This is a genomic window from Hamadaea sp. (assembly GCF_013362815.1).
Taxonomy (GTDB): Bacteria; Actinomycetota; Actinomycetes; order Mycobacteriales; family Micromonosporaceae; genus Hamadaea.
On sequence record NZ_JABFVK010000049.1, the window covers coordinates 64,673 to 81,649 of the forward strand.

Sequence of the window (16,977 nt, forward strand, 5' to 3'; positions counted from 1 at the left end):
AAGATCCGCGTCGCGAAACCAAGGCGGGCCTTCACTAGGGCCGTGTTCGAGGTATTCAAGCGCCTGGTCGTAGGCCGCCCCCTCCGCAGCGACCGGCTCGGCGAGCAGCTGCTCTCCAAGCGGATCGCACTGCCGGTCTTCGCCAGCGACCCCCTCTCCTCCGTCGCGTACGCCACTCAGGAGATCCTGCTCGTCCTGACGCTCGGCGGGTTGGCGTACCTGTATCTGGCGCCGTGGGTGGGGCTGGGGGTCATCGTCCTGCTGGCCGTCGTCGTGCTGTCGTACCGGCAGGTGGTGAAGGCGTACCCGAGCGGCGGCGGCTCGTATGAGGTGGCGAGCACCAACCTCGGGCCGTCGGCCGGGCTCGTCGTGGCGGCCGCGCTGCTCGTCGACTACGTGATGACCGTGGCCGTGTCGGTGGCGGCCGGCGTGGACAACATCATCTCGGCGTTCCCGGCGATGAATCCCTGGCGGGTGCCGGTCAATCTGGTCTTCGTCGCCATCCTCATGGCGATGAACCTGCGCGGCGTGAAGGAATCCGGGCGGATCTTCGCCGTGCCGACCTACATGTTCGTCGTCGGCGTGCTCATCATGATCGTGACCGGCTTCGTCCGGGTCGCCTTCGGGGATGCGCCGGTGGCCGAGAGCGCCGGGTGGAACGTCGTCGCCGAACCCGGGCACGTCGGGCTGTCCGGGTTGGCGCTGCTGTTCCTCGCGCTGCGAGCGTTCTCCTCGGGCTGCACGGCGCTGACCGGAGCCGAGGCGATCTCGAACGGCGTACCGGCGTTCAAGCCACCCAAGGGCGAAAACGCCGCCCGGACGATGGCCGCCATGGGTCTGCTGTCGATCGTCATGTTCGGCGGCATCACGGCGCTGGCCCTGGTGTCGAAGGTGCACTACGTCGAGAACACCTGCGATCTGGTCGGCTACCCGGGCGACTGCGCGAACGAGGCGCAGCGCACCGTCATCGCCCAGCTCGCGTCGGCGGTGTTCGGCGGATCCAGTTCGATCGGCTTCTTCTACATCCAGGCGGCGACCGCGCTGATCCTGATTCTGGCGGCGAACACTGCGTTCAACGGTTTCCCGCTGCTCGGCTCGATCCTCGCCGAGCACCGCTATCTGCCTCGCCAGCTGCATACGCGGGGCGACCGGCTGGCGTACTCGAACGGGATCATCCTGCTGGCCGTCATCGCCGGTGCGCTGATCTACGCGTACAAGGGCTCGGTCACCAGCCTCATCCAGCTCTACATCCTCGGGGTGTTCACCTCGTTCACCCTCTCCCAGACCGGCATGGTGCGGCATTGGAACCGGCTGCTGCGTACCGAGCGTGATCCGGGGCAGCGGCGGCGGATGCACCGCTCGAAGGCGATCAACGCGGTGGGGGCATGCTTCACCGGGTTGGTGCTCGTCATCGTCACGATCACGAAGTTCACGCATGGGGCGTACCTCGTGGTCATCGCGATCCCGGTGCTGTTCACGATGATGCGGGCGATCCGGCGGCACTATGACCGGGTCGCGACGGAGCTGACGCCGGAGCCGGGCGGCATGCTGCTGCCGCCGCGCATCCACGCGGTCGTGCTGGTCTCGCGGCTGCACCGGCCGACGATCCGGGCGCTCGGCTTCGCCCGCGCCACCCGGCCGGACACGCTCACCGCGCTGACCGTCGCGATCACGCCCGATGAGGTACGCAACCTCCAGCAGGAGTGGGACGCCCACGACATCCCCGTGGCGCTGACGATCGTCGACTCCCCCTATCGCGACATCACCGGCTCGGTCCTGAACTTCATCGCGCGCCTGCACGCCGAGCATCCGCAGGATCTGATCTCCATCTACATCCCCGAATACGTCGTCGGTCATTGGTGGGAGCATCTGCTGCACAACCAGTCTGCGCTGCGGCTCAAGGCGCGGTTGCTCTACAAGCGCGGGGTGATGGTCACGAGCGTGCCCTGGCAGCTCGCCTCGACCGGCACGCCCACGCCGGTCCCGGCCGAACTCCCCGCTCCGGCTGGGCATACCGGCTAATTTGGCGATGATGAGCGACGCGCCCGTTCCGGCGGCCCAGGCTCGCCGGGTGCGTACCGGCGCGCTGGTGGGGCTCGTCTGCCTGGCCGCGCTGACCGGCATCCTCTTGCCGCTGCGCGATCACGTCTCGCTGGCCAGCGTCATCCTGCTCTACCTGGTGGCGGTCGTGATCACGGCGATCGCGGGCGGCCTGGCCGTGTCGCTCGCCGCCGCGGTGGCGGCCAACCTGCTGATCAACTTCTTCTTCGTGCCGCCCTACCACACCTTCCGGGTCGCCAGCGGCGACAACGTGATCACCCTCGTCGTGTCGATCTCGGTCGCCATAACCGTCAGCGTCGCGATGGACCTGGCCGCGCGTCAACGCGCGGCCGCTGCGCGTACCGGGGTCGAGGCCGCCCTGCTCGCGCGGATCAGTGCCGAGCCGGCCGCGGCCGGGTCCACGGAGTCTCTTCTCACACGGGTACGCCAGACGCTGCGGATGGATGCCGCTGCTCTCGTGGAGACCGACGAGTCCGGAAAGGACCACGTCGTAGCGCAGTCGGGACGGAGCCTGACCGGTCAGCCGGTGCTCACCGTGCCGGCTGCCGCCGGGCTGAAGCTCGTGGTCGAGGGACCCGAGATCTTCGCGCCCGATCCCCGGTTCCTCGTCCGCATCGCCGCCGCGTCGGCCCGGGTGCTGCAGGCCGAACGGCTGGCCGCCGAAGCAGCCCAGGCCCGCGAGCTCGCCGAGATCGACCGTTTGCGATCAGCCCTGCTGGCGGCGGTCGGCCACGATCTGCGTACGCCGCTGGCCGGGATCAAGGCCGGCGTGTCCAGCCTGCGCGACCCCGACCTCCAGCTCGGCCCAGGTGAGCAGGCCGAACTGCTGGCGACGATCGAGGAGTCCGCCGACCGGATGGCCGACCTCGTCGAGAACCTCCTCGCGATGAGCCGCCTGCAAGCGGGCGCGCTCAGCGTCGACGCCCGCCCGATCGCCCTCGACGAAGTTGTCGCCGCGGCGATGTTGCACCAGCCGGAGCCCGGAGCTTCAGTGACCGTCGACGTCTCCGACGACCTGCCGTTGGCGTACGCCGATCCCGGGCTGCTCGAACGAGTCGTCGCGAACCTCATCGCCAACGCGGTGCACCACTGTCCACCCGGTACGCCGATCCTCGTCACCGCCGCGGCGACTGAAGACACCGTCGAACTTCGCGTCGTCGACCACGGGCCGGGCATCCTCCCCGCCGACCGGGATCGCGTCTTCGCCCCGTTCCAACGGCTGGGCGACCGCACGACGACCGGCGGGCTCGGCCTCGGGCTGGCGATCGCGCGCGGTTTCACCGAAGCCATGGACGGCACGCTGACCGCGTCGGACACCCCGGGTGGCGGTCTCACCGTGACCGTCGGCCTGCCTCGGGCCCAGCCGCCCGCCGTCGGTGGTGGAATCGACCGGTGACCCGAGTCCTGGTCGTCGACGACGATCGACAACTGCTCCGAGCCTTGCGCATCGCGCTGGCCGCCCGGGGGTACGAGGTCGTCCTCGCCCCCGACGGCACGACCGGGCTGGCCGCCGCCCAGCACACGCCGCCGGATCTCATGATCGTCGACCTCGGCCTGCCCGACCTCGACGGAGTCGCCGTAGTGCAGGCGATTCGCGGCTGGTCCAGCGTCCCCATCCTGGTGCTGTCGGCCCGGCTCACCGAACAGTCGAAGATCGACGCGCTCGACGCCGGGGCCGACGACTACGTCACCAAGCCGTTCGGCATGGGTGAACTACTCGCGCGCATCCGCGCGGCGATGCGGCGCACGACCCCGGCGGACACCCCCGCGGTCGTGACGACGGCCGCGTTCTCGGTGGACCTCGCCGCGAAGCGGGCCGTCGACGCCGCGGGTTCCGAAGTCCGGCTGACCCCGACCGAATGGCACCTGCTGGAGATGCTGCTACGCAATCCGGACCGCCTCATCACCCATCAGCAGCTGCTGCAGGAGGTGTGGGGGCCGCGGTACTCCACCGAGACCAACTACCTGCGGGTGCACATGGCCAATCTGCGGCGCAAACTCGAACCGGACCCGAGCCGGCCGCGCTATCTGCGTACCGACCCGGGACTGGGCTACCGCTTCGTCCCCGACTGACGCGTACGCCAGAATCCTCCGCCCACGAGCGCTGCGGCCGCGATCGTGAGCGTGACCCCCGCGATCGTCAGGGCTTGCCGGAACTCCGCCGTCTGGTGAGCGTTCCAGCCCGCGGCCGTGATGTTGCCAGTGAACATCGCCGCGACGATGGTGCCGGCGACCGCGATGCCGATGCCGGAGGGGACCTGGGTGGCGGTGTCGGTGAGGGCCGCGCCGATGGTCGTGCGGTTGTCCGGCAGGCCGCGGAGGACGTTGACCCCGGCGACCACGCCGACCACCCGCAGCCCGGCGGCGACCAGCACCAACGCGACCGCGACCCAGACGTAGCCGAGGTTGCCGAACAGGCCGTAGACGGCGAGCCCGAGCACGACGGCGGCGGCACTGATCCACGCGGCTCGATCGAGGCCGGCCCGCCGGACGAACGGGCCGATGAGCGCACCGCCCGCGATCAGGACGACCACCTGCGGCAACAGGCCGAGGGCCGCGAGCCCGGGCGCCCAGCCCCAGTCGAGTTGCAGCTGGAGGGTCACCAGGTAGCCGAGTCCGGCGATCGCGAGCCCGGCGGCGGCCTTGAACAGCAGCCCACCGGAGACCAGCGGGCGCGCGAGGAGTGCGAGGTCGAGCAGCGGATGGCGAGCCGTTCGCTCGCGGACGACGAAACCGATCGTCGCCAGCAGGGCGGCTGCCGTCACGAGCCACGGCGACCACGAGCCGAGGCCCTCCTCCACGAACAGCGTGGGCGCGATGAGGGCGAACCCGACGGAGGCCGTACCCAGCAGCGCACCGGCGACGTCGATCGGATCGCGATGAAGATCGGCGGCGACGTCGGCGGCGATGCCGAACCGCACCCCGAGGATCGCCAGTACGGCGATGGGCACGTTCACCAGCAGCAACACCTGCCAAGGCGCGACGGCGAGCACGAAACCGCCCACGGTCGGGCCGATCGCGAGCCCGACCAGTCCGACGGTCGAGATGAGCGTGGTCGCGTTCACCCGCAGGCGGTCGTCGTCGAACAGCCGGAAGGCCAGCGCCATCGAGCCGGGAGTAGTCATGGCGGCTGCGACGCCCATCGCGGCGCGTACGGCGATCAGCTGTTCCGCGGTGCTGACGAAGGCGGTGGCGAGGCTGGCGACGCCGAGGAGGGTCAGCCCGGCGAGCATGATCCGGCGACGGCCGAACCGGTCGGCGAGCGCGCCGAAGGCGAGCATCAAGCCGCCGAAGACGACTGCGTACGACCCCGTCACCCATTGCAGAGCGGCGGTCGAGGCGTGCAGGTCGCGGCCGATCGTGGGCAGCGCGACGTTGAGGATGGAGGTGTCCAGCATCTCGAAGAGGAACACCGCCGACAGCCCGGCGAGGGCCATCCAGGCTTCGCGCAGTGATCGATTCATGCTCCCAGTCTAGAACGGTGTTCTGATTTATACGAACGGTGTTCGACATGATGTGGAACACCGTTCGCCCACCCGCTAAACTGCGCATATGGCACCGACTCCGCACGAACGGCGCGCCGCCCGGCACCAGCTCGACACGTCGAACGCGCCCAAGGCCCGCCGTGGGCCGTCCGGCGGCAACAAGCAGCCGATCACGGTCGACGCCGTCGTCGCCACGGCCTTCGACCTCGTGCGGCGTGAGGGGTACGAGGCGCTCACGATGCGGCGGCTAGCCACTGCATTGGAGACCGGGCCCTCGTCGCTCTACGCCCACGTGGTCAACAAGGAGGATCTGGACGAGCTGCTCATCGGGCGGCTGTGCGCGGCGATCGAGTTGCCCGAGCCGGACCCCGCGAACTGGCGGCAGCAGATCGTCGACGTCTGCCGTCAGCTGCGCGATCAGTACCTGAGGTATCCGGGGATCTCGCAGGCGGCCTTCGCCGCCGCTCCGTCCAATCTCGACACATTGCGGGTCGCCGAGGGCATGCTCGCGATCCTGCTCGCCGGGGGCGTCGAGGCGCAGGCGGCGGCCTGGGCGATCGACTCGCTCGTGCTCTACGTCAACGCGTACAGCCTGGAGGTGTCGCTCGCCGAGCGGCGGACCGGCCATCGCCCGGAGGGCTGGGTGGTCGGCCGGGACGAACTGCTACGCCGATTCGCCGCGCTGCCCGACACGTTTCCGCAGACCAAGCGGTACGCCCCGGAGCTCACCGCCGGCACGGTCGACGACCGGTTCACCTTCACCCTCGGGCTGATGATCGACGGGTTGCCGGTCTCCCGGGCCGACCCGTAAACCGGCCGCGATCCGGGTATGGGACGCCCGTGCGACTACGCCGGAGTGACCTTTCCCAACCGGGGATCGAACGCCGTCGGCAGGGCCGGGGATTCTCCTACCGCTACCGAGGCCGGCCGGTCAGCGCCGCCGATCGGCAGCGGATCGAGGCACTCGTGCTGCCACCCGCGTGGACGGACGTCTGGATCAGCCCGGACGAGCGCGGTCACATCCAGGCGACCGGCGTCGACGCCGCCGGGCGTACGCAATATCGCTATCACGATCAGTGGCGGGAACGCCGGGACCGGGCGAAGTTCGCCCACGTCGAGGAGATGGCCCGGGCGTTGCCGAAGCTTCGCCGGGTGGTGAAGCAGGATCTGGCCACCCGGGGACTCAACCGGCGCCGGGTGCTGGCGGCCGGCGTACGGCTGCTCGATCGGGCCGCGCTTCGGGTCGGTGGCGAGGCGTACGCCGTCGACGACCCCGACCTGGGCGACGCGACCTTCGGACTGGCGACGCTGCGACGGGAGCATGTGAGCGTACGCGGGAAGGTGGTCCGGCTCTCGTTCCCGGGGAAGGGCGGCACCGCCACCGAGGTGACGATCGAAGACGCCGAGCTGGCGACCGTCATCCGCTCGTTGCTGCGCCGGCCCGACGACAACCCCGAGTTGCTGGCGTACTTCCACGGCCGCTCGTGGGTGGACGTCCGGAGCAGCGACGTCAACGACTATCTCCGGGACATCAGCGGAATGGACCTCACCGCGAAGGACTTCCGCACCTGGCACGGGACTGTCGCGGCGACGCTGAGCCTGTGCCGGGCCGGGCGCTGCGCTACGGCGTACGCCCGGCGGCGGGCGGTGTCGGCGGCGATGAAGGCTGCGGCGGAGGTGCTGGGCGACACCGCTTCCGTCGCTCGGAAGTCCTATGTCGACCCCCGGATCGTGGACGTCTTCGACTCCGGGAAGCTGCCTTCGGCTCCGGGTGCGGGTGCGGGGTGGCTGCTCGCCGAGAAGACCACCATGGCGGTGCTGGCGGCTGCCTGAGGTGGCCCCGCGGGCGACTCCATGATCAACGGAGCTTTTGTGGGGCTATGACACCGCGAAACTTCCGCTGATCATGGCCGCCGCGACCGCTGCGCCGCATCCGCCGCGACCGCTGCGCCGAGTCACAGGATCGGCTTGCCGCCCGTCACCGGGATGAGCGCACCGGACATGTAACTCGCCTCGTCCGAGGCCAGCAGCACGTACGCCGGAGCCACCTCCGCCGGCTGGCCGGCCCGGCCCAGCGGCGAGTTCTTTCCGAACTTCTCGACGTGGTCGGGCGGCATCGTGGACGGGATCAATGGAGTCCAGATCGGGCCGGGCGCGACCGCGTTGACTCGGATGCCGCGGTCGCCGAGCAACTGGGCCAGCCCCGCCGTGAAGTTCGCGATCGCGCCCTTCGTCGTCGCGTACGGCAAGAGGGTCGGCCGGGGCATGTCGGAGTTGATCGAACTCGTGTTGATGATCGACCCGCCCGCCTTCATGTGCGGCAACGCCGCCTTCACGAGGCGGAACATCGCGGTGATGTTGATGTCGAAGGTCCGCGTCCACTCCTCGTCGGTGATCTCCTCCACCGTCTCGTGCGTCATCTGGTACGCGGCGTTGTTGACGAGGACGTCGATGTGCCCGAAGGCGTCGACCGCCCGTGCGATCAGCTTCTCGCAGTGGGCTCGGTCGGCCAGGTCCCCGGAGACGAGCACGGCCTGCCGACCGGCCTCCTCGACGAGCCTCGCCGTGTCCCGGGCGTCGGAGTCCTCACTCAGGTACGCGATGAGCACATCCGCGCCTTCGCGGGCGTACGCGATGGCCACTGCGCGACCGATCCCGCTGTCGCCGCCGGTGATCACGGCCTTCTTCCCGGCCAGCCGACCGGAGCCCCGATACGACTCCTCGCCGTGATCGGGCTTGATCTGCATGGCGCTCAATGTGCCGGGTGGCTGTTGCGGCGGCTCCCCCGAGAAGTCGGACGGTGGGGCGGGCTTGGTCTCAGACATGCCGAACTCGTACCCGCCGATCGCGCGATCATGCGTCGACCACTCCACCGCCGGCTGCTTCGAGCGCCGGATCAGGGTTCCCGGTCGAATCTTGGCCGGAATACGACCCAGATCCGTGATCCGGCGGCCGTTTCTCCACACCGCGCCGATGAGAACCGCGGGGAGAACCGGCGCGGGGAGAACCGGTTTGAGCCGGTGGTGGCCGGGTAGCGCTGCTCGCATGACCGAGACTCCGCTCCGGGTGGCCTTGATCTCCGAACACGCGAACCCGCTCGCTCCACCCGGCGGGGTCGACGCCGGCGGCCAGAACGTCCACGTCGAGGCCTTGGCGACGGCGCTGGCCCGGCGAGGTCACGATGTCACGGTCTACACCCGCCGCGACGGCCCGCATCTGCCGCTGGAAGTCGACGCGCCGGGCGGCTTCCGGGTCGTGCACGTCCCGGCCGGTCCGCCCGAGCGCATACCCAGGGACGGTCTGCTGCCGTACATGGGCGCGTTCGGGCAGTGGCTCGCGGAGCAGTGGACCACCGGTCCGGCTCCGGACGCTGTGCATACGCACTTCTGGATGAGCGGCGTCGCGGCGCTGGAGGCGGCGAAGGCGTACCGGGGTCGGCCCGTTCCGCTCGTGTCGACCTTCCACGCGCTCGGCACGGTCAAACGGCGGATGCAGGGTGCGGCCGACACGAGTCCGGCCGATCGCATCGTCCTGGAGACGATGGTCGCCCGGAGCGCCGACCGAGTCATCGCGCAGTGCGCCGACGAGGTCGCCGAGCTGCTGCGCATGGGCGTACGCCGAGAGCGCATCGACGTCGTTCCGTCCGGAGTGGACACCGACGTGTTCCACCCGGCCGAGGGCGGTCCGTCGACGCGCCCGGACGGCCGTCCCGCCCGGCTGCTGAGCGTCGGCCGGCTCGTCGAACGCAAGGGGTACGCCGACATCGTGCAAACGCTGCGGACGTTGCCCGACGCGGAGCTCCTCATCGCGGGTGGTCCGGCCGAGGGCGATCTGCGGAGTGACCCGGAGGCTCAACGGCTGGTACGCACCGCCGCCGAATACGGCGTCGGCGACCGGCTGCGGCTGCTCGGAGCGGTCGACCGCTGGCGGATGCCCGCCCTGTATCAGGCGGTGGACGTGGTGATCTGCGCTCCGGCGTACGAGCCGTTCGGGATGACGCCGCTGGAGGCGATGGCCTGCGGTACGCCGGTCGTCGCGTACGCGGTCGGCGGGCTCACCGACTCGGTCATCCACGGCACCACCGGGTTGCTCGTCGAACCGCGGAACGTGGCGCAGCTGTCGGAGTCCATCGGCAGCCTGCTCGACGACGAGTCGCTCCGGTACGCCTACGCCACCGGCGGTCTCCGGCGAGTCCGCGGCCGCTATCCCTGGACGCGGATCGCCGAACAGGTGGAGGTGGTCTACCGCTCGGTCCGGGCTCCGGAACCCGCCGCCGGGCTGCCCTTCCGGCGGTTGGCGGGGGTTCGATGATGATCGCGGCGGGTATAGGGGTTCCGGAATCAGCCCAGCCGCGTACGCGGCCCGGCCGGAACTGGTGAGCACGACGAGCCTGACGACGGTGACCCGACAGGACCTGCGGACCGGGGTCTACGAGCTCCGCCCCACGGGTTCGCTCGACCTGTCAGGGACCGCCGCGCTCCGCCGTTCGGCCCTGAAAGTGCTGCCGGAACAACCCCGGGCCCTGCTGCTCGGCCTCGACGAGATCGACATCCGTGACCCGCTGAACTTGGCGGTGCTGCCCAGCATCGACAAGCGGGTGCGGCTCGACTGCGGCATCCGGCTTCAGTGTTACGCCGATCCGGCGACCGACACAGGCAGGCGCGTCCGGCAGGTCGTCGGCGGGCGGATCGCCCTGCACGACGACCGGCTCTCGGCGCTGGTCGCTGCGGATCAGGAGACCGTGGCGACGCAGCGGGCGTACCGGCATCTGACGCCCGGCGCCGGGGCGGTCCGCGAGGCTCGCGCGATCACCCAGGAATGCTGCCGGCGCTGGGGCATCCCGCAGATCTCCGACGCCGCCCAGCTCATCGTCTCGGAACTGATCACCAACGCCGTCCAGCACGCGCAGACCGAGATTGACCTCATCCTCACCCATCGGGGTCCCAGGCTGCATCTACAGGTACGCGATACCGCGTACGCACCCGCGTTGTTCCCCATCGAACCGGTCAGCAGCCTGATCTACCGCGTCGGGGACGACCGGATCGGTGGCCGGGGCTTGATGCTCGTCGCGATGTTGTCCGCGGCGTGCGGTACCACGGTCGGCGCCGACGCCAAGACTGTGTGGGCTTCGTTGCGCGTACGCCCCGAGGTGTGACGCGGCGTAAGCGTTGGAGAATCGGGCATTGCGTGAGAAAGGCGCTAGAATCGGGGACTAGCCCGATGGAGGCCGATGGTGACGCCGAGCGAGTTCGGGGCTTGGTCCGTCAGTGAGCCGAATGGTGACGTCACCGTGTTTCTGCGCGGTGAGCTCGACCTGTCCACCGCGGCACGGGCGAAAGACGCGTTGCTCGGTGCGGTCAGCCGTGGCGGTGGCCGGCTGACCATCGACGTCTCGCAGCTCTCGTTCATCGACGCAACCGGCGTTCGCGGCCTGATGAGCGCCCGGCTCGCCGCCGAAGCGGCCGGGCAGCCGATGCACGTGACCGGCGCCCACGGAGTCGTCGCGATCGTCCTCGAACTGCTGAACTTCCCCGTGCCCGACCGTCCTTTGGTGCCGGATCAGGGATCCGGGCCGAATCTTGAGGCGTGACCGACCCGAGTCACTGATCCGGCTGCTCCGGTGCCGGTGAGCGCGCCGGGCGCGGCATAGCGGCGAGTACGCCGCAGGAATCGGAAGCCCAGCTGACCGCGTAGGGCGATCAGACCGAGGTCGTCGTCGGCCGTGGCGGTCTGGATCTCGTCGACGTGCGGATGGATCTCGCGCAGTCGCTGGATGAGGGCGGCACTGACCCAGCGGCCCAGCCCGTGCCCTCGATGCGCGGCCAGCACGGCCGGTCCGTATTGAAGCGCGCGACGCTGCCAGGGCGGCCCGACGACGACCGTCGCGTACGCGGCGAGGTCGCCGTCGGCGTCCGCTGCGACCTGAACGGCGTGCCCCAACCGGTTCGGGTCGTCGAGCACGTCCGCGATCGCGGGGGCGTCGAGGATGGCTCCGGACCAGTCGGCCAGGCGATAGCCGGGGTGCTCGTCGTCGACCAGCTCGCTCACCCAGGCCTGATGAACGTCGCAATAGGTCAGCAGGTCATGCCGCCGCAATCCGGCCGGCTGGAAGCCGTGACGCCGATAGAGCGCCTCTTCCGGCGTACCTTCGGTCACGTCGGCGGCCAGAAGCCGACCGGCTGCCTGCTCGCGGACGGCGGCCAGGAGTCGCGATCCGATGCCCCGGTTCCGCCACTCGGCCGCGACGTGGAGGCTGACCTCGGAGGGCGCCTCTCGCGAGGAAGGCGGTTCACGGAAGGGTGGCATGACCAGGCTGGGCCGGAACGGAATGCCCGGGCGCAATCCGGCCACCCCGGCCGCGGACCCGTCTCCCGTCACGGCCTGCCACCGCGAGACGCCGAAGTCGTCCGACGCCGTCACGATGCCGACCAGCCGTTCGCTCATGCGAATCAGGATTCCGCCCGACCCGGCTGCGCAACAACGGGAAAGATCGAATCGCCGGTTAACCCACCGGTTATGAATCGTCGCCCGTCATCCGGCGTACGCGCGCGGGCCCATCGACTCCGCGATCTCCACGAAGGCTCGCGTACGCGGATGCAGGTCGTCGTCACGCCACACGAGCGCCCATTCGGTGACCGGCGCGTCCACCACCGGCAGCAGCACCAGGCCCGGATGCGAGTAGTACCGCGAATAGTGCTGGTTGAGCGGCGACAAGGCTTGGCCGGTCGACACCGCGTGCAGCACCTCGTGGAAGGTGTTGACCACCGGGCCCCGCCGGATCGGCCGCCCGCTGGGCGTCGTGTCCGGCAGCATGCTGCCGATCCAGTCCTCGGAGACATTGGGGCCGGTGTCGATGAACACCCGGTCGGCGAAGTCCTCCAACGACACCGACTCCCGGTCGGCCAGCTCGTGGCCGGCCCACACCGCCAGCAGACGGCCCTCGGTGAGCAGCACCGGGCCCTCGGTCAGACCGGGCTCTCGAATGGGTCGCCACACCAGCGACAAGTCCACCTCGCCGCGGCGCACCTCGCCGAACGGATCGCTGAAGTGGATCTCCCGGACCACCACGTCACAGCGTGGATAGCGGGTGCGGAACGCGTCGAAGACCGGGCTCAACTCGTGGCTGACCGCGCCCATCGTGCCCAGCCGAACCGTTCCCGACACGCCGCGGGCGGTCTCGGTCGCCCGTTCCACACCCCGTTGGATCGCCTGGTAGCCGGCCCGCAGATCCGCGCGCAGCTGCTCGCCGAGCGGGGTCAAGGCGACCGCCCGGCTGGTGCGCTCGAACAGCACTCCGCCGATCCGGCGTTCCTGCGCTTTGATCGACTGACTGACCCGCGCCTGCGTCACATGCAGCCGCTCGGCCGTGCGCCCGAAATGAAGCTCTTCGGCCAGCGTCAGGAAGATTTCGATGTCGCGCAACTCCACGTGGAACCCCAGGTCTGACGGCGGTACAGGCCCGGATCGTAACTTCCCCGGCTCAGCACCGCCCATAAGCCTGGGGTTATCCGGCGTTATCCAGGTTCTCGTTGTTCGCGCGTGCGCGGCTGCCGAAGACTGACTGCCGACCAGGAACAACGCAGCTAGAGGAGTCACTCATGACCGTATTCCTCGCCGACGCACCGGCTCCCGGCGTCGATCTGAGCCTGTTCGGCCAGTTCGCCGGCTCGTGGGAGCTGACCTGCACCGATCACGGCGTCGACGGTTCCACGACCGTCCGCCGGGGCGAGTGGCATTTCGGGTACGCCCTGGCCGGCCGGGCGACCACCGACGTCTGGATCCTGCCCGGCGTCGAGCACCGAGTCAGCGTGCGCTTCCCCAATCCCACCGCCGGTCCCGGCGTCTGGCGGTCGCTCTGGTTCGGCCCGGGGCGTGGCCGGAAACACATGTTCCTCGCCGGTCAGGTGGAGGAGCGGATCGTCCTCGAGGGCGGCGACCTTCGGTGGACGCTGCACGGCATCGAGTCCGACACGTTCTGCGGTCGCAACGAGGTGCGCCGGTCCGACGGGGAATGGCGTACGCGCCAGGAGTTCGAGGTGTGGCGCCGCTAGAGCCAGCCGGACTTGCGGAACAGCCGGTAGAGCCCGTACGCCGAACCGAACATGATCACGAGGATGGCCGGATAGCCGTACTGCCAGCGCAGTTCGGGCATGAAGTCGAAGTTCATGCCGTAGATCCCGGCGATCGCGGTCTGCAACGCGGCGATGCCGGCCCACGCGGCGATCTTGCGCATGTCGTTGTTCTGATCGACCGCGACCTGGGCCAGCCGCGCCTGCAACAGGGACTGCAGCATGTCGTCGAAGGCCGCGATCCGCTCGACGACGCGCTGGAGGGTGTTGTCGATCTGCCGGAAGCGCCGCCGGATCTCCTTGGGCACCTGGCCCGGATCGTCCACGATGGATGCCATCGGCCGCTGGAGCGGCGCGACCGCCCGCTTGAACTCCATCAACTCGCGCTTGAGCTGGTAGATGTGGGCGATGCGGCTGCTCGTCTCCCGGCCGAAGACGTGCGCCTCCAGCGCGTCGACGTCGGCCTCGATCGCCGTCGAAACGTCCAGGTAGTTGTCGACCATGCGCTGGCAGATGGCGTACGCGACGGCCCAGGGTCCGCGGGCCAACAGGTCCGGTTCCCTCTGCAGACTGGTACGCACCCCGCCGAGCGCGCCGGGGGCCCCGTGACGGATGGTGATCACATATCGGGCACCGAGGAAGACGGTGATCGAGCCGCTCTCGACGACCTCCGAGGTCGCAGTGAGCTCCGGGTGCTCGACATAGCTGGTCGTCCGCAGGGCGAAGTAGGTCACCTCGCCGAAGCGCTGGATGGTCGGACGGCTGTGCACGGTCAGCGCATGTTCGACGGCCAGATCGTCCAAGTCGAACACGATCGCGACGTCGGCCATGACCTCCGGAGTGGGCTCGTGCAAGCCGAGCCAGACGAACGCACCGGGGGTGTCCTGGGCGACCGCGTACGCATCCGGATAGGCGCGCGGGCCGCCGTCTCTGGCCCCCTCGACATAGACGGCGCAGTCCACCACGCCCGTCGGCGCCATCGCCCACCTCACTTCGGCCGTAGCGGTCATGCGCACTGTATCGACTGGGCGCATTCTCCGCGTCGGCCGAGTGGAGTCACCTCCGGGGCAGGCCGAACACCTGAGCCTTGTCGATGTACGCGTCGCCGAACGTCCCGATGCCGGGGTTCTGATAGGTCGCCAGCAGCTCCAGCTCGGCCTCCGGCAAGTGACCACGACCGGGGTCGCCGACCAGCACCTGACCGCCTGCGTCGCGTACGCGGCCGAGGTAGGGCAGGACGAGGGCAGCGATCTCGTCGTTGTAGAAGCCGTCCCCGACCAGCACGACCTCAGCCTCCCGGCCGTCGCCGGACAGCAGGTCACCCACGTGCGACGTCACGTCGACGTCGTTGGCCTCGGCGTTGAGGCTGATCGCAGCGCCGGCCAGCGGGTCGATGTCGTTCGCCACGACGGAACGCGCGCCCGCGCGGGCGGCGGCGATCGCGGCCAGCCCCGACCCCGATCCGATGTCGAGCACCGACTTACCGCGTACAACCTCCGGATGATCGAGGATGTAGCGGGCGACGGCCTGGCCCCCCGCCCAAGCCGAGGCCCAGAACGGCGCGGCGAGCCGGGACTTGGTCGCGGCCTCCAGCCGGGCCCAGAACAAGATCGCGTCCTGGGCCAGATAGAGCTGGACCTCGGGGACCATGGCCACCGGCAGGAGAACGAGCTGGTCACCGGCGGCCTCGAACCGGTCGCCGTCCACCAGGCCGCTGAGGAAATGACCGGCCGTCGGCGGGCTCTGCACCCGGACTCGGGTGGAAATGTCGGACACGATGGTTCTCCCAGCTCGATCGGCGACTACGGTGGACGGGTGCGGATTGGTCAAAGTGACATGGCCTTCGTTTCTACGTGGGTCTCAAACTCCGCACCCGAATGGGAGACGGCACATGGCAACGGGAACCGTGAAGTGGTTCAACGCCGACAAGGGGTTCGGTTTCATCCAGCAGGACGACGGTGGCCCCGACGTCTTCGTGCACTACTCAGCCATCGCCAGTGGTGGCTACCGGAGCCTCGATGAGGGCCAGAAGGTCCAGTTCGAGGTCAAGCAAGGACAGAAAGGCCCGCAGGCCGACAACGTAACCGTCGTCTAGTCCTTAAATGCTTCCGGGGCCGAACTGATCCGGCCCCGGAAGCGTATCTCACGGGCAGCCCGGGCCGTCGGCAGACACGAAGGAATCGGGCTGCCCGTACACTGGGCCGCTGACGATCTTGCCTCTGAAGATTCCCCCCTCCAGGAGGTACTCCCCGGTGGTCTCCTCGGTCGCCGCAGCCGCCGTGGCCTTCGTGTTCGCGCTGCTTTGCACTCCCCTGGCCGCCCGCGGCCTGGTCCGGCTCAAGGCCGGTCAGCCGATCCGGGACGTCAACCCGGAGGCGCACCAGGTCAAGCGGGGTACGCCGACCATGGGCGGGCTGGTCTTCATCGTCGGCACCGTGCTCGCGTACGTCGTCGGCCACCTCGTGATGAACGTGCTGCCGGAAGCGCAGATCGTGCCTCCGGGGCCGACCATGACGGGCTTCGTGCTGCTCGGGCTGATGGTGTTCTGCGGCGGCATCGGATTCGTCGACGACTTCCTGAAGGTCACGAAGAAGAACACCGCCGGGTTGAGCGGACGCTGGAAGCTGATTCTGCAGCTCGTCATCGGGGCCGGATTCGGCATCGTGGCGCTGGGTTTCCCGAGCACCGCCGGACTGTCGGTGGGCAGCACCCGGCTGTCGTTCGTACGGGAGATCGACTGGCTGAACGTCGGCAAGGTCGGCGCGGTGCTGGCGTTCATCGCGATCGTCATGGCGGCGACCAATGCGGTGAACCTCACCGACGGGCTCGACGGCCTGGCCACCGGGACGTCGATCGTCGTGCTGATGGCGTACGGGCTCATCTCGTTCTGGCAGTACCAGCACTGGTGCGCCGACCCGGCCGCGAAGGCCGAGTTCTGTTACGTCGCCCGCGACCCGCTGGAGACCGCGCTCGTCGCGGGTGCGGCGGCGGGGGCACTGCTCGGCTTCCTGTGGTGGAACACCTCGCCGGCGCGGATCATCATGGGTGACACCGGCTCGATGGCGCTGGGCGGGCTGATCGCCGGGGAGGCGGTCGCCACCCGGACGGTCCTGTTGCTGCCCATCCTGGCGGCGCTCTTCGTGGTGATCACGATGTCGCGCATCATCCAGTACACCTCGTACAAGACCACCAAGCGGCGGGTCTTCCGGATGTCGCCGCTGCACCACCACTTCGAAATGGTCGGCTGGCACGAAGTCACCATCGTGACCCGCTTCTGGATCATCGCGGGCGCGGGCGTGGTCGCCGGGCTGGGCCTGTTCTACGGCGACTTCCTCGGCCGCCTGCCCTGACGCTCGCGCCGA

The 16,977-nt window shown here is 69.5% G+C and carries 17 protein-coding genes; 11 read left to right on the forward strand and 6 right to left on the reverse strand.

Annotated elements, in window-relative coordinates; translation table 11 throughout:
- The first annotated feature begins 42 nt into the window (after nucleotides 1–42).
- From HOV77_RS22685 to HOV77_RS22695, 3 genes are read left to right on the forward strand one after another with little or no spacing between them, the layout of a single operon-like run.
- Nucleotides 43–2,022 carry an APC family permease gene (locus HOV77_RS22685; protein ID WP_290864783.1) on the forward strand — a complete coding sequence of 660 codons (1,980 nt, stop codon included), beginning with the start codon at nucleotides 43–45 and terminating at the stop codon, nucleotides 2,020–2,022.
- A 10-nt stretch (nucleotides 2,023–2,032) separates the two neighbouring features.
- Entirely contained in the window at nucleotides 2,033–3,457 is a 1,425-nt protein-coding gene (locus HOV77_RS22690) for an ATP-binding protein (RefSeq protein WP_290864785.1), read from the forward strand.
- Complete coding sequence (locus tag HOV77_RS22695; RefSeq protein ID WP_290864787.1) at nucleotides 3,454–4,134, forward strand: response regulator; 681 nt, start codon at nucleotides 3,454–3,456, stop codon at nucleotides 4,132–4,134. Before HOV77_RS22690 ends, HOV77_RS22695 begins: the two co-directional genes overlap by 4 nt.
- Here HOV77_RS22695 and HOV77_RS22700 read toward each other — a convergent pair.
- Nucleotides 4,113–5,525, reverse strand: a complete 1,413-nt coding sequence (locus HOV77_RS22700) for an MFS transporter (RefSeq protein WP_290864789.1) — start codon at nucleotides 5,523–5,525, stop codon at nucleotides 4,113–4,115. The genes HOV77_RS22695 and HOV77_RS22700 overlap by 22 nt on opposite strands.
- A gap of 88 nt (nucleotides 5,526–5,613) precedes the next feature.
- Here HOV77_RS22700 and HOV77_RS22705 point away from each other — a divergent pair, with 88 nt between their 5' ends.
- Both HOV77_RS22705 and HOV77_RS22710 read left to right on the forward strand, forming a co-directional pair.
- A complete protein-coding gene (locus HOV77_RS22705) occupies nucleotides 5,614–6,357 on the forward strand; it encodes a TetR/AcrR family transcriptional regulator (protein ID WP_290864790.1) in 744 nt (247 codons plus the stop codon).
- Between the two features lie 29 nt (nucleotides 6,358–6,386).
- Nucleotides 6,387–7,379: a DNA topoisomerase IB gene (locus HOV77_RS22710; RefSeq protein WP_290864793.1), complete on the forward strand. Its 993-nt coding sequence runs from the start codon at nucleotides 6,387–6,389 to the stop codon at nucleotides 7,377–7,379.
- A gap of 122 nt (nucleotides 7,380–7,501) precedes the next feature.
- Here HOV77_RS22710 and HOV77_RS22715 read toward each other — a convergent pair whose 3' ends face one another.
- Nucleotides 7,502–8,371 (reverse strand): glucose 1-dehydrogenase, encoded by an 870-nt coding sequence (locus HOV77_RS22715; RefSeq protein WP_290864795.1) that lies wholly within the window; start codon nucleotides 8,369–8,371, stop codon nucleotides 7,502–7,504.
- A gap of 220 nt (nucleotides 8,372–8,591) precedes the next feature.
- Between HOV77_RS22715 and HOV77_RS22720 the strand changes: the two genes are divergently transcribed.
- The 3 genes from HOV77_RS22720 to HOV77_RS22730 all read left to right on the forward strand — a co-directional run bounded on the left by HOV77_RS22720 (nucleotide 8,592) and on the right by HOV77_RS22730 (nucleotide 11,136).
- Nucleotides 8,592–9,857 (forward strand): glycosyltransferase, encoded by a 1,266-nt coding sequence (locus tag HOV77_RS22720; protein ID WP_290864797.1) that lies wholly within the window; start codon nucleotides 8,592–8,594, stop codon nucleotides 9,855–9,857.
- An 88-nt stretch (nucleotides 9,858–9,945) separates the two neighbouring features.
- On the forward strand, nucleotides 9,946–10,701 hold the full coding sequence (locus tag HOV77_RS22725) for an ATP-binding protein (RefSeq protein WP_290864799.1): 756 nt from the start codon (nucleotides 9,946–9,948) through the stop codon (nucleotides 10,699–10,701).
- A 75-nt stretch (nucleotides 10,702–10,776) separates the two neighbouring features.
- On the forward strand, nucleotides 10,777–11,136 hold the full coding sequence (locus tag HOV77_RS22730) for an STAS domain-containing protein (protein WP_290864800.1): 360 nt from the start codon (nucleotides 10,777–10,779) through the stop codon (nucleotides 11,134–11,136).
- Here the strand turns inward: HOV77_RS22730 and HOV77_RS22735 are convergent.
- Nucleotides 11,106–11,990, reverse strand: coding sequence for a GNAT family N-acetyltransferase (locus tag HOV77_RS22735; RefSeq protein WP_363260758.1), 885 nt, complete (start codon nucleotides 11,988–11,990; stop codon nucleotides 11,106–11,108). The genes HOV77_RS22730 and HOV77_RS22735 overlap by 31 nt on opposite strands.
- Before the next feature lie 87 nt (nucleotides 11,991–12,077).
- Nucleotides 12,078–12,974, reverse strand: a complete 897-nt coding sequence (locus HOV77_RS22740; protein WP_290864802.1) for a LysR family transcriptional regulator — start codon at nucleotides 12,972–12,974, stop codon at nucleotides 12,078–12,080.
- Nucleotides 12,975–13,144: 170 nt separating this feature from the next.
- Here HOV77_RS22740 and HOV77_RS22745 point away from each other — a divergent pair, with 170 nt between their 5' ends.
- Nucleotides 13,145–13,597, forward strand: a complete 453-nt coding sequence (locus tag HOV77_RS22745) for a hypothetical protein (protein WP_290864804.1) — start codon at nucleotides 13,145–13,147, stop codon at nucleotides 13,595–13,597.
- Here the strand turns inward: HOV77_RS22745 and HOV77_RS22750 are convergent.
- Together HOV77_RS22750 and HOV77_RS22755 are read right to left on the reverse strand one after the other, a co-directional pair.
- On the reverse strand, nucleotides 13,594–14,625 hold the full coding sequence (locus tag HOV77_RS22750) for a magnesium and cobalt transport protein CorA (protein WP_290864806.1): 1,032 nt from the start codon (nucleotides 14,623–14,625) through the stop codon (nucleotides 13,594–13,596). The genes HOV77_RS22745 and HOV77_RS22750 overlap by 4 nt on opposite strands.
- Before the next feature lie 46 nt (nucleotides 14,626–14,671).
- Entirely contained in the window at nucleotides 14,672–15,391 is a 720-nt protein-coding gene (locus tag HOV77_RS22755; RefSeq protein ID WP_290864808.1) for a 50S ribosomal protein L11 methyltransferase, read from the reverse strand.
- Between the two features lie 115 nt (nucleotides 15,392–15,506).
- Between HOV77_RS22755 and HOV77_RS22760 the strand changes: the two genes are divergently transcribed.
- Both HOV77_RS22760 and mraY read left to right on the forward strand, forming a co-directional pair.
- Entirely contained in the window at nucleotides 15,507–15,710 is a 204-nt protein-coding gene (locus tag HOV77_RS22760) for a cold-shock protein (RefSeq protein WP_290864810.1), read from the forward strand.
- Between the two features lie 157 nt (nucleotides 15,711–15,867).
- Nucleotides 15,868–16,965 carry a phospho-N-acetylmuramoyl-pentapeptide-transferase gene (gene mraY, locus HOV77_RS22765; protein WP_290864812.1) on the forward strand — a complete coding sequence of 366 codons (1,098 nt, stop codon included), beginning with the start codon at nucleotides 15,868–15,870 and terminating at the stop codon, nucleotides 16,963–16,965.
- Nucleotides 16,966–16,977 lie beyond the last annotated feature (12 nt).

What these genes read in the sequence shown, in the direction of transcription:
- HOV77_RS22690 (WP_290864785.1), top strand. Translation starts at nt 2,033, where the DNA reads ATGAGCGACGCGCCCGTTCCGGCGGCCCAGGCTCGCCGGGTGCGTACC.
- HOV77_RS22700 (WP_290864789.1), bottom strand. Translation starts at nt 5,525, where the DNA reads ATGAATCGATCACTGCGCGAAGCCTGGATGGCCCTCGCCGGGCTGTCG.
- HOV77_RS22705 (WP_290864790.1), top strand. Translation starts at nt 5,614, where the DNA reads ATGGCACCGACTCCGCACGAACGGCGCGCCGCCCGGCACCAGCTCGAC.
- HOV77_RS22715 (WP_290864795.1), bottom strand. Translation starts at nt 8,371, where the DNA reads ATGTCTGAGACCAAGCCCGCCCCACCGTCCGACTTCTCGGGGGAGCCG.
- HOV77_RS22720 (WP_290864797.1), top strand. Translation starts at nt 8,592, where the DNA reads ATGACCGAGACTCCGCTCCGGGTGGCCTTGATCTCCGAACACGCGAAC.
- HOV77_RS22730 (WP_290864800.1), top strand. Translation starts at nt 10,777, where the DNA reads ATGGTGACGCCGAGCGAGTTCGGGGCTTGGTCCGTCAGTGAGCCGAAT.
- HOV77_RS22735 (WP_363260758.1), bottom strand. Translation starts at nt 11,990, where the DNA reads ATGAGCGAACGGCTGGTCGGCATCGTGACGGCGTCGGACGACTTCGGC.
- HOV77_RS22745 (WP_290864804.1), top strand. Translation starts at nt 13,145, where the DNA reads ATGACCGTATTCCTCGCCGACGCACCGGCTCCCGGCGTCGATCTGAGC.
- HOV77_RS22750 (WP_290864806.1), bottom strand. Translation starts at nt 14,625, where the DNA reads ATGACCGCTACGGCCGAAGTGAGGTGGGCGATGGCGCCGACGGGCGTG.
- HOV77_RS22760 (WP_290864810.1), top strand. Translation starts at nt 15,507, where the DNA reads ATGGCAACGGGAACCGTGAAGTGGTTCAACGCCGACAAGGGGTTCGGT.